At 57.0% G+C, this 16,326-nt stretch carries 16 protein-coding genes; 9 read left to right on the plus strand and 7 right to left on the minus strand.

What is annotated here, in order from left to right:
- Nucleotides 1-293 precede the first annotated feature (293 nt).
- Complete coding sequence (locus H6G62_RS08380; protein WP_190493995.1) at nucleotides 294-1,181, plus strand: tetratricopeptide repeat protein; 888 nt, start codon at nucleotides 294-296, stop codon at nucleotides 1,179-1,181.
- A gap of 270 nt (nucleotides 1,182-1,451) precedes the next feature.
- Here H6G62_RS08380 and H6G62_RS08385 read toward each other — a convergent pair whose 3' ends face one another.
- Nucleotides 1,452-1,766: a hypothetical protein gene (locus H6G62_RS08385; RefSeq protein WP_190493997.1), complete on the minus strand. Its 315-nt coding sequence runs from the start codon at nucleotides 1,764-1,766 to the stop codon at nucleotides 1,452-1,454.
- Between the two features lie 199 nt (nucleotides 1,767-1,965).
- Between H6G62_RS08385 and H6G62_RS08390 the strand changes: the two genes are divergently transcribed.
- The 3 genes from H6G62_RS08390 (at nucleotide 1,966) to H6G62_RS08400 (ending at nucleotide 5,555) form a co-directional block, all read left to right on the plus strand.
- Nucleotides 1,966-2,550 carry a pseudouridine synthase gene (locus H6G62_RS08390; RefSeq protein WP_190493999.1) on the plus strand — a complete coding sequence of 195 codons (585 nt, stop codon included), beginning with the start codon at nucleotides 1,966-1,968 and terminating at the stop codon, nucleotides 2,548-2,550.
- Between the two features lie 231 nt (nucleotides 2,551-2,781).
- Entirely contained in the window at nucleotides 2,782-4,557 is a 1,776-nt protein-coding gene (locus tag H6G62_RS08395; RefSeq protein ID WP_190494001.1) for a serine/threonine phosphatase, read from the plus strand.
- A gap of 182 nt (nucleotides 4,558-4,739) precedes the next feature.
- On the plus strand, nucleotides 4,740-5,555 hold the full coding sequence (locus tag H6G62_RS08400) for an ABC transporter ATP-binding protein (protein WP_190494003.1): 816 nt from the start codon (nucleotides 4,740-4,742) through the stop codon (nucleotides 5,553-5,555).
- Nucleotides 5,556-5,691: 136 nt separating this feature from the next.
- Here the strand turns inward: H6G62_RS08400 and argB are convergent, their stop codons facing one another.
- The 3 genes from argB to H6G62_RS08415 form a co-directional block, all read right to left on the minus strand.
- Nucleotides 5,692-6,594 carry an acetylglutamate kinase gene (argB, locus tag H6G62_RS08405; RefSeq protein ID WP_190494005.1) on the minus strand — a complete coding sequence of 301 codons (903 nt, stop codon included), beginning with the start codon at nucleotides 6,592-6,594 and terminating at the stop codon, nucleotides 5,692-5,694.
- Between the two features lie 40 nt (nucleotides 6,595-6,634).
- Nucleotides 6,635-7,198 (minus strand): shikimate kinase, encoded by a 564-nt coding sequence (locus H6G62_RS08410; RefSeq protein WP_190494006.1) that lies wholly within the window; start codon nucleotides 7,196-7,198, stop codon nucleotides 6,635-6,637.
- Between the two features lie 64 nt (nucleotides 7,199-7,262).
- Nucleotides 7,263-7,478, minus strand: coding sequence for a hypothetical protein (locus H6G62_RS08415; protein WP_190494008.1), 216 nt, complete (start codon nucleotides 7,476-7,478; stop codon nucleotides 7,263-7,265).
- Between the two features lie 244 nt (nucleotides 7,479-7,722).
- On the opposite strand from H6G62_RS08415, the gene H6G62_RS08420 reads away from it, so the two are divergent.
- Nucleotides 7,723-8,268 (plus strand): transposase, encoded by a 546-nt coding sequence (locus tag H6G62_RS08420; RefSeq protein WP_190494010.1) that lies wholly within the window; start codon nucleotides 7,723-7,725, stop codon nucleotides 8,266-8,268.
- A gap of 96 nt (nucleotides 8,269-8,364) precedes the next feature.
- Here H6G62_RS08420 and H6G62_RS08425 read toward each other — a convergent pair whose 3' ends face one another.
- The 3 genes from H6G62_RS08425 to ctpA all read right to left on the minus strand — a co-directional run bounded on the left by H6G62_RS08425 (nucleotide 8,365) and on the right by ctpA (nucleotide 12,304).
- Entirely contained in the window at nucleotides 8,365-10,641 is a 2,277-nt protein-coding gene (locus H6G62_RS08425) for a GUN4 domain-containing protein (RefSeq protein WP_190494012.1), read from the minus strand.
- Nucleotides 10,642-10,684: 43 nt separating this feature from the next.
- Nucleotides 10,685-10,927 carry a hypothetical protein gene (locus H6G62_RS27315; protein WP_199324836.1) on the minus strand — a complete coding sequence of 81 codons (243 nt, stop codon included), beginning with the start codon at nucleotides 10,925-10,927 and terminating at the stop codon, nucleotides 10,685-10,687.
- 135 nt (nucleotides 10,928-11,062) lie between these two features.
- A complete protein-coding gene (gene ctpA, locus H6G62_RS08435; RefSeq protein WP_190494022.1) occupies nucleotides 11,063-12,304 on the minus strand; it encodes a carboxyl-terminal processing protease CtpA in 1,242 nt (413 codons plus the stop codon).
- A 727-nt stretch (nucleotides 12,305-13,031) separates the two neighbouring features.
- Between ctpA and petB the strand changes: the two genes are divergently transcribed.
- The 4 genes from petB to H6G62_RS08455 all read left to right on the plus strand — a co-directional run bounded on the left by petB (nucleotide 13,032) and on the right by H6G62_RS08455 (nucleotide 16,196).
- Nucleotides 13,032-13,700 carry a cytochrome b6 gene (gene petB / locus H6G62_RS08440; protein ID WP_190494024.1) on the plus strand — a complete coding sequence of 223 codons (669 nt, stop codon included), beginning with the start codon at nucleotides 13,032-13,034 and terminating at the stop codon, nucleotides 13,698-13,700.
- Nucleotides 13,701-13,869: 169 nt separating this feature from the next.
- Nucleotides 13,870-14,352: a cytochrome b6-f complex subunit IV gene (gene petD / locus H6G62_RS08445; protein WP_190494026.1), complete on the plus strand. Its 483-nt coding sequence runs from the start codon at nucleotides 13,870-13,872 to the stop codon at nucleotides 14,350-14,352.
- A 228-nt stretch (nucleotides 14,353-14,580) separates the two neighbouring features.
- On the plus strand, nucleotides 14,581-15,027 hold the full coding sequence (locus tag H6G62_RS08450; protein WP_190494028.1) for an anti-sigma regulatory factor: 447 nt from the start codon (nucleotides 14,581-14,583) through the stop codon (nucleotides 15,025-15,027).
- A 278-nt stretch (nucleotides 15,028-15,305) separates the two neighbouring features.
- Nucleotides 15,306-16,196, plus strand: a complete 891-nt coding sequence (locus H6G62_RS08455) for a glycosyltransferase (RefSeq protein ID WP_347239313.1) — start codon at nucleotides 15,306-15,308, stop codon at nucleotides 16,194-16,196.
- Nucleotides 16,197-16,326: the final 130 nt, after the last annotated feature.

The raw sequence follows: 16,326 nt of genomic DNA on the forward strand, positions 1-16,326 counted from the left end.
GCCTAGCGTAACATTCACTTTGCGACCTAGGATGCCTCTGTTTTCACGCCTATCTGCCCATAATCCGTATCCTTTATGAATTCCTGATCGGCCATTTTGGTGATTTTCTGAGGACGACGATCTAGACCGTGATCTAGCGTTGGCGGGGTTGACTGTCCGACAGCTCTTTAGAAAGACCTCCTACAGGTCTCCCGGCGGCGTCCCCGCTTCGGCCCCCAAATCGGCCTAAAAAGAACCACCGGAAGCGCTAGAATTAACGGGCTCATCTAGACCAGAACGTGGGGGGTAGACCTGTGACTGTAAAACGGAATCGCTGGCTGGTGGGCACAGTGCTCATTCTGGCATTAGCCGCCTTCTTGTCGCTCTCGTTTCTACCCTTTTTGAGCGGCACCGCTAACCGTCGAGCCACGGGCAACAACGACGCTCCTGCCACTGATCCTAACGCCATGCAGGCCGAACTGGAGGCCCAGGCGCGGGGATATGAACTGGTGCTAGAGCGCGAACCCGACAACCAAACCGCCCTGCGCGGGTTGATCGACACCCAAGTGCAGTTGGGCAATGTTGAGGCCGTGGTGGCCCCCCTCGAAAAGCTGGTGACGCTCAACCCCACGGTGACGGAATATCAGGTGTTGTTGGCCCAAACAAAGCAACAAACGGGCGATCTGGAAGGGGCCGCTCAAATCTATCGTACGGTGTTAGATCAGCAGCCCACCGATACGAACGCCCTCCAGGGGTTGACGGCTCTGCTTGTGCAGCAAGGCCGTCCTCAGGCGGCGGCGGGGCTCTTGCAAGATGCCCTGAAAACCGCTGACCGCATCCAGAACGAAGGTGCAGCCCCTGGCCTAGATCCCACCTCGATCAAGCTATTGCTGGCCCAGGTGTACCTGGCGGACAACCGCCCCGACCAAGCCCTGGCCCAGTATGATGAGGCCATAGCCGCCACCCCAGAGGACTTCCGCCCGGTGCTGGCCAAGGCACTCGTCTTGCAGGAACAGGGCGACCGAGATGCCGCTAAGGCGCTCTTTGACCAAGCCGCCGCCATGGCCCCCGACCAGTTCAAAGACCAAATTCAGCAAATGGCCAGCCAAGGCGATCCTTCTCTGCCCCTCGACCCTGTACCACCGGAGGGCGATGCCCCCTTGGACATCACCCCTGATACTGGAACACCCGCTGCTCCCTAACGATGCGGATCGTGAATCACCCTGGGGCCGAGGACAGCGTTGCCCCAGCGTCCCAGGAGATTCATGCGGCTGAATGGGGCTAACTAGCTTGATCCGAGTTGAATGGATCGGAACATATAGCGGTTCTCGCTTCAGTGAGGGACAAGCTGGTTTAGCTTTAGATCCCCCAGTTTATGGCTGTAGAAGATTCACCGTCCCCCTTATTAGGGGGACGGTGGGATCTTAGCGGTGTACTTCATTCGAGTGAAACCCGCTGTCAGTGATCTCAATTTAGCTAAGGGCTTGGGCTGGGGCTTGGCCACGATCAAGGGTTCCCGTCGATTGGGCCACCGCTTGCGGGGAAGCCACGGGTTCAAACTCAATGTGGTTCAGCAGCGTGGTGACGAAGGCAAACAGCAGGAACGGCAGGGATAGCACCAAAATTAAGCCCACCGCTGCCAAGGCCACCACGGGTTGCCGCGCCCCCATCAAGGCGAGGGACGAGGCCAAGCTAATTAGCAAAATGACCAGCCAAGCAATCACCTGACCGTAGATGTCGCCAAAGGTGAGGGTGCAAGAAAAGCGGTATCGGGTTCCGGTGTCCATAGGGGTATCCTGCGTTGATACGATAGATTTCAGCATATCGGGACAGTCTAGAAGCCTGGGGATTCTCAATATTTCCACAACAGTTGCAATAAAAAGTTGCAATCCTACGGTTCTTAGCAGCCCCTATCCTGCAACTCTGTTTGTCATCCATCCTGTTAGTAATTGACCCTGACCCAGCACCCTGGGGAGGAGTGTGGTGATGACCTATCAATATTTGCTGTTTTATAAGCCCTACAACGTGTTGAGCCAATTTAGCGCCTCCGAGGACGCGACTTCGGCCCTCACCCTGAAGGCGTTTATTCCCGTCCCTGAGGTCTACCCCGTGGGACGACTGGATCGCGACAGTGAAGGGTTAATGCTGCTCACCGATGATGGTCGCCTTCAGCATCGCCTCAGCGATCCTCGCTATGGCCATCCCCGTACCTATTGGGTGCAGGTGGAAGGAGATCCGACCGCCGCCGCCCTCGCCCAGTTGCGGCAAGGGGTGGTGATCCGGGGGTATCGCACCCGCCCCTGCGAAGCTAATCGCCTGCCCACGGAGCCTCCGTTGCCCCCGCGTGATCCGCCCATTCGCTATCGCCAGTCTATTCCTACCACCTGGATTGCCATGACCCTGCGGGAGGGCAAAAATCGCCAAGTGCGCCGGATGACCGCTGCCGTGGGCTATCCCACCCTGCGGTTGGTGCGCTGGGCCATCGGCGATCTCACCCTGGGATCCTTACGGCCCGGTGAATGGCGATCCATCTCCCCCGATGAACAGCGATGGCTGCGAACCATGGTTTAGGTAGAACGAAGTATCCGACCTGAGTATCCGACCTTTCAATTCATCCCTAGCCCGATGTCCCATGGCATACTGGACGTAGTGGCGGCATCAGATTTGATCCACAGATTCGCACCATAGCCTAGGTTGGATTGGCGTTCAGCGATGCTAACTTGCCCTTTTTGCCAGTTTCAGAATCCCGATGAGCGAGGGGGGTGTGATCAGTGTGGTCAGCCATTGCAACGCTGGTACAGCTTGTCCTGGCCCGGTCACGAAATTCTGCCAGAGCCTCAACAGCGACATCTAGCCCCCCATTTGGATGCCGAGAAGCGCTACCAACGCCTAGGGCAACCCCTGTATCGACAAACCGCCGCTGGAGAGGCTGTGATCACCCAAGTGGTGCTCGACTGCAACCCCGAACAGGTTTCCCCCCTCCGAGACCTCCAAGATCTGTGGATGGATCAGCCCGGTTTAGATCCGGCAACGGTTCCGGCCCTGGCGGAGTTGCCGGATCAGGCGCTGCCCTACCTTGCCCTTCAGGCCGACTATTTCCCAGCGGTGCCAGAACTACACGACGTGGTGCGCACCGATGGCCAAACCATCTTAGTCCTCGAAGATCGCAGTACCTGGCCCCGTCTCGATGCCCTATGGGCCAGCAAAACCGCCGATCCCTTGCAACAGACCCAGTGGCTTTTTGAAATTACCCTACTGTGGCAAGCCCTCGCCCCGTGGCAAGGACAAATCACCCTGCTCAATCCCGACTGCCTGATCTTGAGCCCTAACCATCTTCTGTGTCTCAACCACATTGATATCTCGGCGACTACCCCCAATCTGCCTGCCCTAGGCCAAACCTGGCAACGGATGTTGCTCACCGAAGCCCTGCCACCTGCGTTGGCCATTCAACAGCTTATTCATGCCCTAGCCAACGGTCATCTGACCCCCCTAGAACGGCTTCAGGAAGCCCTAGCCGAGTTAGCCGGACAATACCGTTCTGGCCCCATTTCGGCCTCAGTTCCCCTGGAATCGCCCGCCACGGAAGGCCAGGAAACAGAATATCAGGAAACAGAAGGCCAGGAAGCCGACCTTAGCCCCAGCGACGAAGACCTGCTACGGTTGGCCATGGCCCATCGGGACGACGACGAGGGTGATGAAGGGGCTGACGAGGGCGGCGGCATGGACTTGCCTACCATGGTGCTCCCCATGAAGTTGTTGTCCTTGGAGGAGGCGGGCCAAAGCCATGTGGGCCAACAGCGCAACCACAACGAGGACTGGTTTTTCTGTCAAACCCAGTGGCTAAAGCACAATGGCCCCCAAGGCCCCCACCTCCAGGCGGCGGGGATCTATATCCTCTGTGATGGCATGGGGGGACACGCCTCCGGGGAAGTGGCCAGTCAACTCGCGGTGAAAACCCTTCAGGATTACTTCGGGCCGCTTAGCCGTGAGGATGCCCTCGATGAAGCCACCATTGCCGCCGGGGTTGCCCAGGCCAACCAGGCCATTTTTGACGCCAACCAAGTGAAGGCCACCTCAGGGCTGGGGCGAATGGGCACCACCCTAGTGATGGCCTTGGTGCAAGACCTGCGGGTGGCCTTGGTGCATGTGGGAGATAGCCGAATCTACAGCTACGGCAAGCGCCAGGGCTTGCAGCAACTCACCATAGACCACGAGGTGGGGCAGCGGGAAATTAACCGTGGGGTTGAACCCGCCATTGCCTATGCCCGTCCCGATGCCTACCAACTGACCCAAGCCCTTGGCCCCCGCGACCAAGACTACCTGAGACCGGGCATTAGCTACCTAGAGATTGCCGAAGATACCCTCCTGATCCTGTGTTCCGACGGCCTCAGTGACAATGACCTGCTAGAACGCCACGAAGCGAGCCACATTGCCCCCCTGCTCAGCTCGCGGGCCAACCTCGACCAAGGGGTCGCCGATCTGATTCAATTGGCCAATGAGAAAAATGGCCACGACAATATCACCCTTATTCTGGTGCGCTTCAAGCTGCGGCCCGACCTCAACCAACTGGTGATGTAACCCCAGGATCGCCCAGATTCGCTTCAATCGGGCGCACGGAGACGCCCCGATGCCCTGGGCGATGGTGACGCGACGTTGATCATGGGGCGTTCATCCCGCAGTCGTCAGACAAGATGTAGCTCCAAATACATTTTATTGCCCCTCGGATCGGTAGCGTCTAGGAAAACGTTTGAGTTTCTGCCATGGTCGATGTCAGTCCGGTGTCTGCCTATACCCCAACGGATCCCGCCCTTGATTTTCGCGATATTCGGCTTACCTACTACGGCCAAGGCGCACCGCTCACGGTGATCGACCAGGTTGCGTTTCAGGTGGCCCAGGGGGAATTTGTCTCCCTCGTGGGGCCATCGGGCTGTGGCAAAACCACGCTGCTGCGGATGGTATCGGGCCTCAGCCCCGCCCAAGAAGGGGCGGTTTACTTCCATGGCCAACCCATCACTGGCCCGCTCAAAAATATTGGCATCGCCTTCCAAAACCCAGTGCTGCTGCCCTGGCGCAACACCCTCAACAATGTGCTGCTGCCCCTAGAGGTCGTCCAGCCCCACAAGCGCAAGTTTCGCCAAAACCGCGACCAATACACCAAATCCGCCGAAACCCTGCTGGATACCGTGGGCCTGAAGTCCTTTCAGCACCACTACCCCTGGCAACTCTCTGGGGGAATGCGCCAGCGGGCCTCCCTGTGCCGCGCATTGATTCACCAACCAGAGATTTTGTTGCTCGACGAACCCTTCGCCGCCCTCGATGCCTTCACCCGTGAGGAAATGTGGGGTCTATTGCAAGACCTCTGGCAGAAAACCGGATGTACTGCCCTGCTCGTCACCCACGACCTCCGGGAAGCCCTGTTCCTTTCCGATACCATCTACGTGCTCGGCGCTCGCCCTAGCACCATCGTCCACCGGGTATCGGTGAACCTGCCCCGCCCCCGCACCCTCGACCTCTGCTTCACCGACGACTTCCACGACATGTATACCGAACTGCGCCATCACATCCAGCGAGGATAGGGCCGCCCTCCCATCCTCTCTCTGACAATTAAGCCCTTCTCCTCCATTAAGGCCACCGCTACCCTAGCGGTGGCCATTCAGCGCCAGATCCGTCTCCAGGCTCGGATCCGGACAGTCCTGGCGGTGCGTTAGGCCATTAGCCCCGAAACTCGGAGGCCACAATCATGGAGCCGATGCCGAGGTCGGTGAAAATTTCTAGCAGCAAAGCATGGGGAATGCGGCCATCGAGGATGTGGGCGGCCCCGACGCCCTGGGCCAGGGAACGGACGCAGCAGTTCACCTTGGGAATCATGCCCCCCGCCACAATGCCCACCTCAATCAGCTCCCGTGCCTTTTGGATATCCAGCTTGGGTAGCAGGGTGCTGGGGTCGGTGTAGTCCTCCAAAATGCCCTTGGTATCGGTGAGCAGGATGAGCTTTTCGGCCCCCAGGGCGGCGGCAATTTCTCCGGCCACGGTGTCGGCATTGATGTTGTAGGCTTGGCCGTTGTCGTCCCTGGCCACGCTGGAGACAATGGGAATATAGCCCGCCTCCACCAGGGTCTTGATCACGCGAGAATCCACGCCGCTGACCTCGCCGACAAAGCCCACGCCTTCAGCCCCCTGGGGACGGGCGGTGATCAGGTTGCCATCTACGCCGCACAGGCCCACGGCTTTGCCCCCGGCCTGGTTAATGAGGCCCACCAGTTCTTTGTTGACACGGCCCACCAGCACCATTTCCACCACGTCCATGGTGGGGGCATCGGTGACGCGCAGACCATCTTTAAACTGGGGCTCGATGTTCAGTTTACCCAACCAGGTGTTGATTTCTGGCCCACCGCCATGCACCACCACCGGACGCAGACCCACGCAGGCCATGAACACAATGTCGCGGATCACGTCGGCCTTGAGGCTACTGTCTTTCATCGCCGCACCGCCATACTTGACGACCACCGTGCGGCCCCGAAACTGCTGAATGTAGGGCAGGGCTTCGCTGAGAATCTGTACTCGCGTGGCCTCGGCGGCATGGATACTATCGGCGGCAGAAGAAGACTGAACCATAGGGCTAGGGCAATGGGAATAATTGGCTCCCGCTAGTGTATCAATTGAGCTGGGCCGAGGGCGCATCCGTCCGCAGTCTTTCGTCAACAAGGCTTAAAATTTGGGCGACGATGGCCTCCACGCTGTCCTCCGCCCCCACGGGCACCCGCACATCCGCCTGGGCATAGAGGGGTTGGCGCTGTTCCACCAAATCCGCTAGGGTTTGCCGCCAGTCGGGCCGTTGCAAGAGGGGACGTCCCGTTTCCCCGGCAAGGCGCTGCTCTAGCACCCCCAGGGGCACCTCCAGCCACACCACAATGCCGTGGTGCAGATAGCTCCAGTTGCGCCGCTGGGTGACGATGCCGCCCCCGGTGGCAATGACCAACCGCCGATAGGCCGCCAGTTGTGCTAACACCTCGGTTTCCTGCTGCCGAAACGCATCCTCTCCCGCCTCAGCAAATATCTCAGAAATCGTCTGCCCCGCCGCCGTTTCCAGCACCGCATCGGTATCAAAAAACTGATACCCCAAGGCCTGGGCCAGGGCGGTTCCGGTGCTGCTTTTGCCCGCCCCCATCATGCCAATCAGATAGAGGTTGGTGCCTTGAAGTCGTTCGGTAAGGGTCATGGGGGATCAATAAAATGGGATCTAGGGTTGGGGCACACAGCGGTGCGCCCGTACGGTAGACATATCATCCATCAACCAAGGCCTGACTATCCACCGATTGAACGACAATCCATTCGGTCTCCGCCAACCAGGATGTATCCACGCCGAAAGCCTGTAGGGCGCAGAGTTCGGTGTAGATGCTTTCGGGGATTACGACGCGGCCATACAGTGCTTGCAGCAGGGGGAGTTGCTCAATTCTCAGTGGGCTGCTGATAGGGGATGTGTCGCTGACAATGATCATCGCCAGTTGTTAGCACGCAGGCTTTCGATATCCGACCGATAATCCGCTAGATCGTATGCCTATGCCCAACGAATTCCCATGAGCCAATGATGTATAGTTCATAACGCCGAGGCTAGCGCCAATGCAAAGCAATGCACCAACGCCATACACAGAGAAATTCGCGATGGGTAATCGGCACATTGCGGTCAAGGGATTGATCCAAAATTAGCCAAAACGATTTAAGCCGCGAAGGCACCCTACGGCTATGGCGCGATCCAAACGTAGCTTCAAGACCGGATTTTGTTACCACGTTACGGTGCGGTGCAATAACCGTGAGTTTCGGTTAATTCGGGATGAGTGCCGTGAGATTTTGCTGTATGCCCTAGAGCGCTGCAAGGCGAAATACGGCTTCAAGCTCTATGGGTTGTGCATTATGAGCAACCATGTGCATTATTTGCTGGAGCCAAAACAGCCCGACGATTTGCCGAAGATTATGCATTGGCTGAACTGGTACACAGCCATGTGCTTTAACCGCATGTCGTTGGAACTTTGTGCGGAAGCCTATCGGAAGTTTTGCAAGCGCTATAAACCCAAACCTAAGCCAGAGCGGCGCAACACCTGGGGCAGCAAGAAGCTGGCGGCGATTCGGCAAAAGATGAAGGCCAAGAAAAAGACCCCTGGCCAAAAAAGCCTGTGGGATGAATGGCAAGCGCCCATGGATGCGGTGCAAAATGTGGCTAAGAAATTTGTATTAGCGAACTGTTTGAACCCAGATGTGGTAAGTGCCCGATTTGAGGCCAATACGACCTGACCCTTGGTGCCAGGTAAGCGATCCCCGAAACACCTAATTTTCCGTGCAGAGGGGGTCGGTAATCATTCTTTTGGATCGGGCTGAAGCGCTTATCTGCTACAGTTTACAAGTCTCCGCGCGAGAGAAGAGAAGCACCCACAACGCACGCCACCCCCACACCCCACGCCACGACGGAAATTCCGCTGTGGGGGAAAAAGAAGGGTTGGCTTGTAGGTCTTTGTAGCTCAGATAGCTTCCGTCCTTGCGCCAGCCGACGCGATCTGCAAATTTTAGCCAAGTGTCTTCATGATACTTGCCATCAAGCGGGTTGCCTGTCTCTACATAAATTTTCTTTTGCACGCTAAAGCCAAACTTACCGTTGCTGTATTTCACCCAAAGCTGATCTAAAATTCGCAGGTCTTCGCAGGGAAATTCTTCTAGGTCTTTGGGGTCAAACCATTGACCTTCTTCCTTGCCCACGGCTGGGTTGGTAATCATTAGGCGATAGGTTTCCTCATCAGCCTCGCGCCATTGTCCAGCCTTTAGCAGTTCCTCTAGCTTGGCATAGGTCGAGTTTTGGGTAACGGTTTCCAGATCCTCCAGCAGCGCTTTGAGGTCGGGGTCTACTTTTTCAGGGCGGGGATATTCCTGTAGGCAAAGCTTGGCGAGTTGGGCAGCTTCGCTATCTAGCTCACAGGCTTTGCGGATGATGTCGTTCAGGTCATCAGGATCGAGTTGGGCGGTGTAGAGCAGCACGGTTTCTCGCCAGAGGGCGGTGTTCCAGTTTTGTAGAACTAGGTTTTGGGCAATGGTGGTGTTTTGGAGTTGGGCTAGTTCTCTAGCGGCAAAAAAGCCTTGAAAGCTGGCGTGGGGAAATTCGTATTCCTTGGGTTCGCGCTCCACCAGCAGTTCGCTCACGTCCACAATTTGCTTTAGCCAATCGGCGGGGTCTGCCTGGGCCTTTTGGAGGATGGGGTGGGGTTGCAGCAGCGTTAGTAGGGCATGGTGATCGATGACGAGGCGTTCTTCATTGGGGTCTGCGGTTTGGGATGGGGTGCTGAGCATGTGTAGGGCGATGGCTTGCAATAGGGCCATGTTTTTGTCGTAGTCCAGCCACATTGTGATCAGTCGGGCCGCTGGGCGGGTATCGAGTTGCAGGCTGCAAATGCGCTGATATAGCCCTAGGCGTTGGCTGGGCAGGGCTTTGGTGGGGGCATAGCGGTGCAGCGTTACCAATAGGTTCAGCAGCAGCGGGTTTTTGGCCATTTGCCCTAGGTCTTCGGGACGGGCTTGGATTTGGGCAATCAGGTTGTCGGCATACTCGGTGGCGGCTTCCCTGGCATGGCGGCGGGTAGAGCGATAGCAGCGCTCTTGGCAGAGGTACCACCGCCGAATAAAGTCGGCCTGTTGGTCGGCATTGAAGTCGTTGATGTAGATGGGGAGGGAGGGGCGTTTGGCGGTGTAGTTTTCGTAGCCCTTGGGCCGCGAGGTGAGCAGAAAAATAGACTGGTCGTAGTCTTCCATTTGGGTGGTAATCCATTGGCTCACCTGGGGGCGCTTGGCCATGGGGATTTCATCAAACCCATCCAGCATCACCAGGGCTTGGCCACGGTTCAGCAGGTTTTCGGCCCAGCGGTCGGGCACCTGGGGCGGGTGATTTTTCCACAGGGTCGGGATGTGGTGTTCGGTCATCAGTTGCGCCAAGCCGGGGGGCTGAGATTGGCTGAGTTCGTCCACCCATTCCCGCAGACGCAGCAGTACAGGCACCAACTTTGGGGCACCGTGAAGGCGCTTTCCTTGGCCATAGAGAAGCGTAATATGGCGCAGCAGAGTGGTTTTGCCCTTGCCGCCCTTGGCCAAAATGCACATCTGCCGAAACTGGCGATTTTTCCGAGATTTGGCTAGCAGTTTCCAAATATCCAGATTTTCAGACCGCAAACTGGGATCTAGCTGGCGAAGGGGCGCTTGATCTAATGCGCCTATTGCTCCGCTTAAATCTAGGGGCACAAAGACCTTTTCCAAAAGTGGAATGGCTGTGTTCTCTGGGTTAAAGCCTTCAATGGTGGATTCTTCACACTGACGGGCCTGCCGCCGTAGATAAACGCTGGTAAAGTCGGTTCGCAAGGTTTGGGGCAAGCGTTTCGCCGCCGCAATGGCGTGATCTAGCCCTTGGTCAATTTCTGGCGCTAGCTTGTTGCCCACCTTGATCGCCATCCACACCGCCGCCGCCCCTCCAAAGCACAGCGCAGCCTCGTTCCACTGCCCAGTGCGGATGTTGTTAATCCCCACAGCACTCAATCCTCCTGGCACCCCCAGGGTGATCAACTTTTGGTCGAGCAGTTCAAAGACCTTCTCTAGGGTGGTGGGTGTAGGGTTGGGCGGTGTTCCGGTCATGGCCATCGTTCCGGCTACATTTTCCCTATGGTATGCCCACTCTTTAGTTTTGCCCCTGTTCTGAATCCCAATCCAACACCTGCTGATATTCCTCAAGCTGCGCCAAGGCCAGGGCTAATGCTCGTCGGTGGTCGTCGGTGGGGTCGAGTTGGTAGCGGACTTGCGCCGCAAGGCATCGTATTTGGCATCGATCTCGGCTAAGGTCTCGTTCACGCGCTTCAGCCTCGCGTTTTCTTGCCTCAGCCAAGCGGTTTGTTTCTCGTTCGCAAAGCGTGTCGTTAGACAATTTCGACGGTTCCACTCAACGCCGAAATTAGCCAATGTAGCCACGAGGGCCGCCACGGTGAATCGGTTGCTCCAGAGGCGGGGTTGGGCGATGAAGCCGAGGAGGGGGAAATCTTGGACATCGTAGAACCTCTCCCTAGGGTACTTCTGCCACCACCACAGGCGACTGGCTCAGCATCTCCAGCGCCGCCTGGTATTGGGGGTCGGCCTCGGTGGCGATAGTGTCGCGGTTGAGGGGCACACCTTTGACGAGGCGGTCGGGGGTAATGCCGAGGCGGTTGATGTCGTGGTGGTCTGGGGTTTCGTACTTGGCCACCGTTACCGCAAGGCCCGCCCCATCGGGTAGGTCAAACAGGGACTGAATCAACCCCTTGCCGAAGGTAGTGCTGCCCACCAGTTTGGCGCGGCCATTGTCCTGCAAGGCTCCGGCCAAAATTTCGCTGGCGCTGGCGGTGCCTTCGTTCACCAGGACGACCAAGGGCGCATCGGTGAGGGCATGGCCAAAGGCTTCAAAGCTGTCCAAAATGCCCTGGCGGTTGACGGTGTAGACAATGGTACCCTCCGGTAGCCACAGCCGCGCAATTTCAATCCCGGCCTGAAGCAGCCCACCGGGGTTGTTGCGGAGATCCAAAATGAAACCCTCGGCTCCTTGGTCAGCGAGATCCCGAATCGCTCCGGCCACGCTTTCTGCTGCATTGCCGTTAAACTGGCTCAGCCGCATATAGCCCACGAGTTGACCGCCAGGAGTCACGTCCATCTGGGCATAGACGGGGTTGAGGGTAATCACATCGCGGGTCAGCATCACTTGGCGGGAGGTGGTTTCCTGGTCGCTTCTAACCTCTAGCATCACCGTGGTGCCGCGCAGCCCCCGCATTTTGGCCGCCGCCTCATCCAGGGACAGATCCGTCGTGGCGGTACCGTCGATGGACAGGATCAAATCCTTCGGCTGTAGCCCCACCTGTTCGGCGGGGGAGCCTTCGATGGGGGCAATCACCCGCAGCCAGCCCGGATCGTCATCTTTGGTAATCTGAAGCCCTACCCCGGTTAATTCTCCAGCGGTGTTGGTTTGCAGGCTGTGGTACTGATCCGGCGGCAGCAGGCGGGTGTAGGGGTCATCCAGGTTGGCCAGCATCTCGCGGATGGCATCGTAGGCGTCCTCGTGGGTGGCAAAATTGCGCTTCAGCGCCCGCTGACGAATAAACCACCAGTTTTGGTGATTAAAGGTCTCATCCACGTAGGCACGGTTGACAATGCGCCAAACTTCCGCCACCAAATCCTGATCCGAGGTCAGGGCGAAGGCGGGCCTTGCGCCCACAGCCCCAAACACCAGCCCAGCAATACATAGTCCCAACACCAACAGCCGTAGCAGTGATCTCATAGTCCTCGCAAACCACGAACAGAATTGTCACAGGGTCGTCTTAATTCGATCTGAATTTGATCCGAACTTCTATAGAGAAGGCTTCCCTCTACCTGAGCTTGGCCCTAACCCCCAACCCCTCTCCCAGGAAGGAGAGGGGAGCCGGAAGGAAGTCAACGTTCCTTATTTCAATATGGGCTACTGCTTATCCACACCTTGTTTTCCTACCGTAAGTCCTTGGAGATCCCCCTAAATCCCCCTTACAACGGGGGACTTTGATTCCAGTTCCCCCCTTAGCAAGGGGGGCTAGGGGGGATCCAACCCAGGCATCAAGCAGCACAGAGGCGTGTGTATAAGGAGTAGCCCAACAGGGGAGAGGGATTGAGGGTTGAGGGCCACCAGGAACTTTCTCTCTATATATTGACCGAGTGACCGGGAGACACCCCAGGTTGGTTGTACCTTACCTTAGGCGCTTCCTATTGTTCATATTGACCGATTCCACGGCAACCCGCCTAGAGCCTTTGGATTAAGCCTCTGAGAGAGAATGTAACAAAATGTTAAAAAAGTGAAGCCGATTTCTCATCCAGAACTGGGCAAAAGTGCCAATTTAAGCCGTTTGGGGGCGATCCTTGGGGTATCGTCACCGGAAAAACCCGGTGAAACAACCAGGGTCAGGGTCGTTCTGCCGTTACGGCTATGTTACATTTTTCATTGATGGCAATTATTGATATATAGAGTTTCCCGCTTCATGTTTACCAAGCAAGTTACCGACTCTAAGGCCTATCAGTGGTTCAATGAGCGGCTGGAAATTCAGGCCCTAGCCGACGACATCTCCAGCAAGTACGTGCCTCCCCACGTCAACATCTTCTACTGTCTAGGCGGCATTACCCTCACCTGCTTCCTCATCCAGTTCGCCACTGGGTTCGCCATGACGTTTTACTACAAACCCACGGTAACGGAAGCGTTTAACTCGGTTCAGTACCTGATGACCGACGTCAACTTCGGTTGGCTGATTCGCTCCATCCACCGCTGGTCTGCCAGCATGATGGTGCTGATGATGATCCTCCACGTCTTCCGCGTGTACCTCACGGGCGGCTTCAAAAAGCCCCGCGAACTCACCTGGGTAACGGGCGTGATCCTCGCCGTGATCACCGTGACCTTCGGTGTAACGGGCTACTCCCTGCCTTGGGATCAAGTGGGATACTGGGCCGTGAAAATCGTGTCCGGCGTTCCTGGCGCTATCCCCGTGGTGGGCGGCACCGTTGTCGAACTGATGCGTGGCGGCGAAGCGGTTGGCCAAGCGACCCTCACCCGTTTCTACAGCCTGCACACCTTCGTTCTGCCCTGGGCCATTGCCGTGTTCATGCTGATGCACTTCCTGATGATTCGTAAGCAAGGCATCTCCGGGCCTTTGTAAACAAGGTCTAACGAATTTTGGGAATCGGGATGGGACACCCTATGATCGGTCAACTCATCCAATTCTATTTAGGTTAGGGGAAACTCCCTGCCGTGTTTGCTGGGGCATGGCCTCGTCGAATTTGTTGAGGCATGGCCTCACCTACTTTGTTTAAGAGGAGAACATTTGAATGGCAACCCTTAAGAAGCCGGATCTCAACGATCCTAAGCTCAGAGAAATGCTCAAGCAGGGCATGGGCCACAACTACTACGGCGAACCTGCTTGGCCCAACGACCTGCTTTATATCTTCCCCGTGGTAATCCTAGGCTCCATCGCCTGCTGCGTGGCCCTGGCCGTGCTGGATCCCGCCCTGGTGGGTGAACCCGCCGATCCCTTCGCCACTCCCCTGGAAATTCTGCCGGAGTGGTACCTGTACCCCACCTTCCAAATTCTGCGGATTGTGCCCAACAAGCTGCTGGGTATCGGCGCGATGACCGCCATTCCCCTGGGGCTGATGCTGGTGCCCTTTATCGAGAGCATCAACAAGTTCCAAAACCCCTTCCGCCGCCCTGTGGCCACCACCCTGTTCCTGTTTGGCACTCTGGTGACCCTATGGCTGGGCATTGGGGCCACCTTCCCCATCCAAGAATCCCTGACCCTGGGCCTGTTCTAGGTCTTGGAACCATCGTCTCAGTCGATAGCCGATCTTCATAGAACTTTGACATACTTGAGACTTGCGTAGAACTATTTAGTTTTGCGCAAGTTTTTTTATGGATGCGTGTTTTTTCGGTAAACTTATCGTAGAGAGTATAGAAAACTACAAACTTAAAGTCACAAACTTTAAGCACTGGGTGCAAAAGCTTTTGGCTTGCTAATGGCATGGCGTTAGGGCAGGTAGAAGATGGTCAAGACGGTACGGAAAGAACGGCTTAAGGTCACCAGCCAACTCGACTTGGTCTTTCAGGTGCAACGTTGGTTTAATGAGGTTTGTCGTTCTCTAGAGGATGACTTAGGCTGGGTCGTCAACTATCGAGACCGACTCGGTTTGGCCTTGACTGAAGGCTTTACCAATGCCGTGCGCCATGCCCATGCCCACCTGCCCCCGGACACCGCCATCAACATTGATTTTGATCTGGCCAATGACTGTGTGGAAATTCGGATTTGGGATCAGGGCAATCCCTTCAACCCTGACCTTTTACCTGAACCCCAGCCAGGGGAACTGCTGGATAATGGGGGCTATGGTTGGTTTCTGCTGCGTCGCCTTGCCGACCGGGTCACTTACCAGCGCTTGCAGGATGGTCGCAACTGCCTCTCCATTGTGAAGTACGGCGCTTGTTCAACCTGTTAACCTTGCTCTGGTTGTCGATCTTTCCTGTGACCCCCTTGGCATCTCAGCGCAACATTTTTATTTTCCTGGAAGTTTTTTCCTGCGAGGGCGGCATTCAGTCCTACGTAAGGGATCTACTAACAGCCTATGGGAGTTGGCCTCAGGCTCCTGGGGCCAGCGTTTTCCTGCTGCGCGATGGCCCCCAGGACCTCCCCGATAACAGGCTTGGTTCCCTACGGTTTCACCCGCTTGCCAGTCCTTGGGCCGTCGTAGGTCGGTTGCGGTTATTCATAGCTCTGGTGCTAACCCTGCTATGCCATCGATCCCAGCGGGTGATCTGTGGCCATGTGTTGCTGTTGCCCTTAGTCGCTCCTCTCTGTCGCTTGTGGCGGATCCCCTACATTGTCATTACCTACGGCAAAGAGGTTTGGTATCCTCAGCCGCCAAGGGTGCAGCGGGCTCTGCGGCAAGCGGATCAAATCTGGGCGATTAGCCGCTATAGCCGGGATCAAGCCTGTGCAGCCAATCAGCTTGATCCCAAACGGGTGTGGATGGTGCCCTGTGTTGTGGATGGCGATACCTTTTGCCCCGGCTCCGCTGATCCGGCCCTGGTGGCGGCCTATGGGTTAGAGCATGGCCCTGTGTTAATGACTGTGGCTCGTCTGTGGTCGGGGGACATTTATAAAGGGGTAGACGTGACCATTCGGGCGCTGCCCATCATTGCCCAGGCGTTCCCCACCGTGAAGTATTTGGTGATTGGTCGGGGGGACGATCAGCCTCGCCTCGCCGCCTTGGCCCAGGCGTTGGGGGTGGCGGATCGGGTGGTGTTTGCTGGGTTTGTGCCTACGGAAAAATTGGTAGATCACTACCGTCTTGCCGATGCCTACGTAATGCCTTCCCAGGAGGGGTTTGGCATTGTGTACCTAGAGGCGATGGCCTGTGGGATGCCCGTGCTGTCTGGTGATCAGGACGGCTCGGCGGATCCCTTGCAGGATGGGCGTTTGGGCTGGCGAGTTCCCCACCGGGATGCGGATGCGGTGGCAGCGGCCTGCATTGAGATGCTAACGGGCCAAGATCCCCGCTGCCGAGGTGATTGGCTGCGGACGGAAGCCCTAGCCCAGTTTAGCGCCTCAGTCCTGGCTAAGCGGATGGCAGAGGCGCTCTCTCAGCCCCCTAATCGTCTTGCCTAGGCCCAGCGCTACAATAGATTCACTCGATTGACGGTCTTGCTCGCCTACCGGGCCACGATCAGGTGGGTGCCGCTGGGAGGCAACCGTTTCGCCTAGGGGAATACCGTGGGGAAATACCATGGGTCTATCG

Origin of the sequence: Phormidium sp. FACHB-1136 (genome assembly GCF_014697375.1) — a bacterium.
In the GTDB taxonomy this organism is placed as follows: domain Bacteria; phylum Cyanobacteriota; class Cyanobacteriia; order Phormidesmidales; family Phormidesmidaceae; genus Nodosilinea.

What these genes read in the sequence shown, in the direction of transcription:
- petD (WP_190494026.1), top strand. Translation starts at nt 13,870, where the DNA reads ATGGCAACCCTTAAGAAGCCGGATCTCAACGATCCTAAGCTCAGAGAA.
- H6G62_RS08400 (WP_190494003.1), top strand. Translation starts at nt 4,740, where the DNA reads ATGGTCGATGTCAGTCCGGTGTCTGCCTATACCCCAACGGATCCCGCC.
- petB (WP_190494024.1), top strand. Translation starts at nt 13,032, where the DNA reads ATGTTTACCAAGCAAGTTACCGACTCTAAGGCCTATCAGTGGTTCAAT.
- H6G62_RS08415 (WP_190494008.1), bottom strand. Translation starts at nt 7,478, where the DNA reads ATGATCATTGTCAGCGACACATCCCCTATCAGCAGCCCACTGAGAATT.
- argB (WP_190494005.1), bottom strand. Translation starts at nt 6,594, where the DNA reads ATGGTTCAGTCTTCTTCTGCCGCCGATAGTATCCATGCCGCCGAGGCC.
- H6G62_RS08410 (WP_190494006.1), bottom strand. Translation starts at nt 7,198, where the DNA reads ATGACCCTTACCGAACGACTTCAAGGCACCAACCTCTATCTGATTGGC.
- H6G62_RS08420 (WP_190494010.1), top strand. Translation starts at nt 7,723, where the DNA reads ATGGCGCGATCCAAACGTAGCTTCAAGACCGGATTTTGTTACCACGTT.
- H6G62_RS08390 (WP_190493999.1), top strand. Translation starts at nt 1,966, where the DNA reads ATGACCTATCAATATTTGCTGTTTTATAAGCCCTACAACGTGTTGAGC.
- ctpA (WP_190494022.1), bottom strand. Translation starts at nt 12,304, where the DNA reads ATGAGATCACTGCTACGGCTGTTGGTGTTGGGACTATGTATTGCTGGG.
- H6G62_RS08450 (WP_190494028.1), top strand. Translation starts at nt 14,581, where the DNA reads ATGGTCAAGACGGTACGGAAAGAACGGCTTAAGGTCACCAGCCAACTC.
- H6G62_RS08385 (WP_190493997.1), bottom strand. Translation starts at nt 1,766, where the DNA reads ATGGACACCGGAACCCGATACCGCTTTTCTTGCACCCTCACCTTTGGC.
- H6G62_RS08425 (WP_190494012.1), bottom strand. Translation starts at nt 10,641, where the DNA reads ATGACCGGAACACCGCCCAACCCTACACCCACCACCCTAGAGAAGGTC.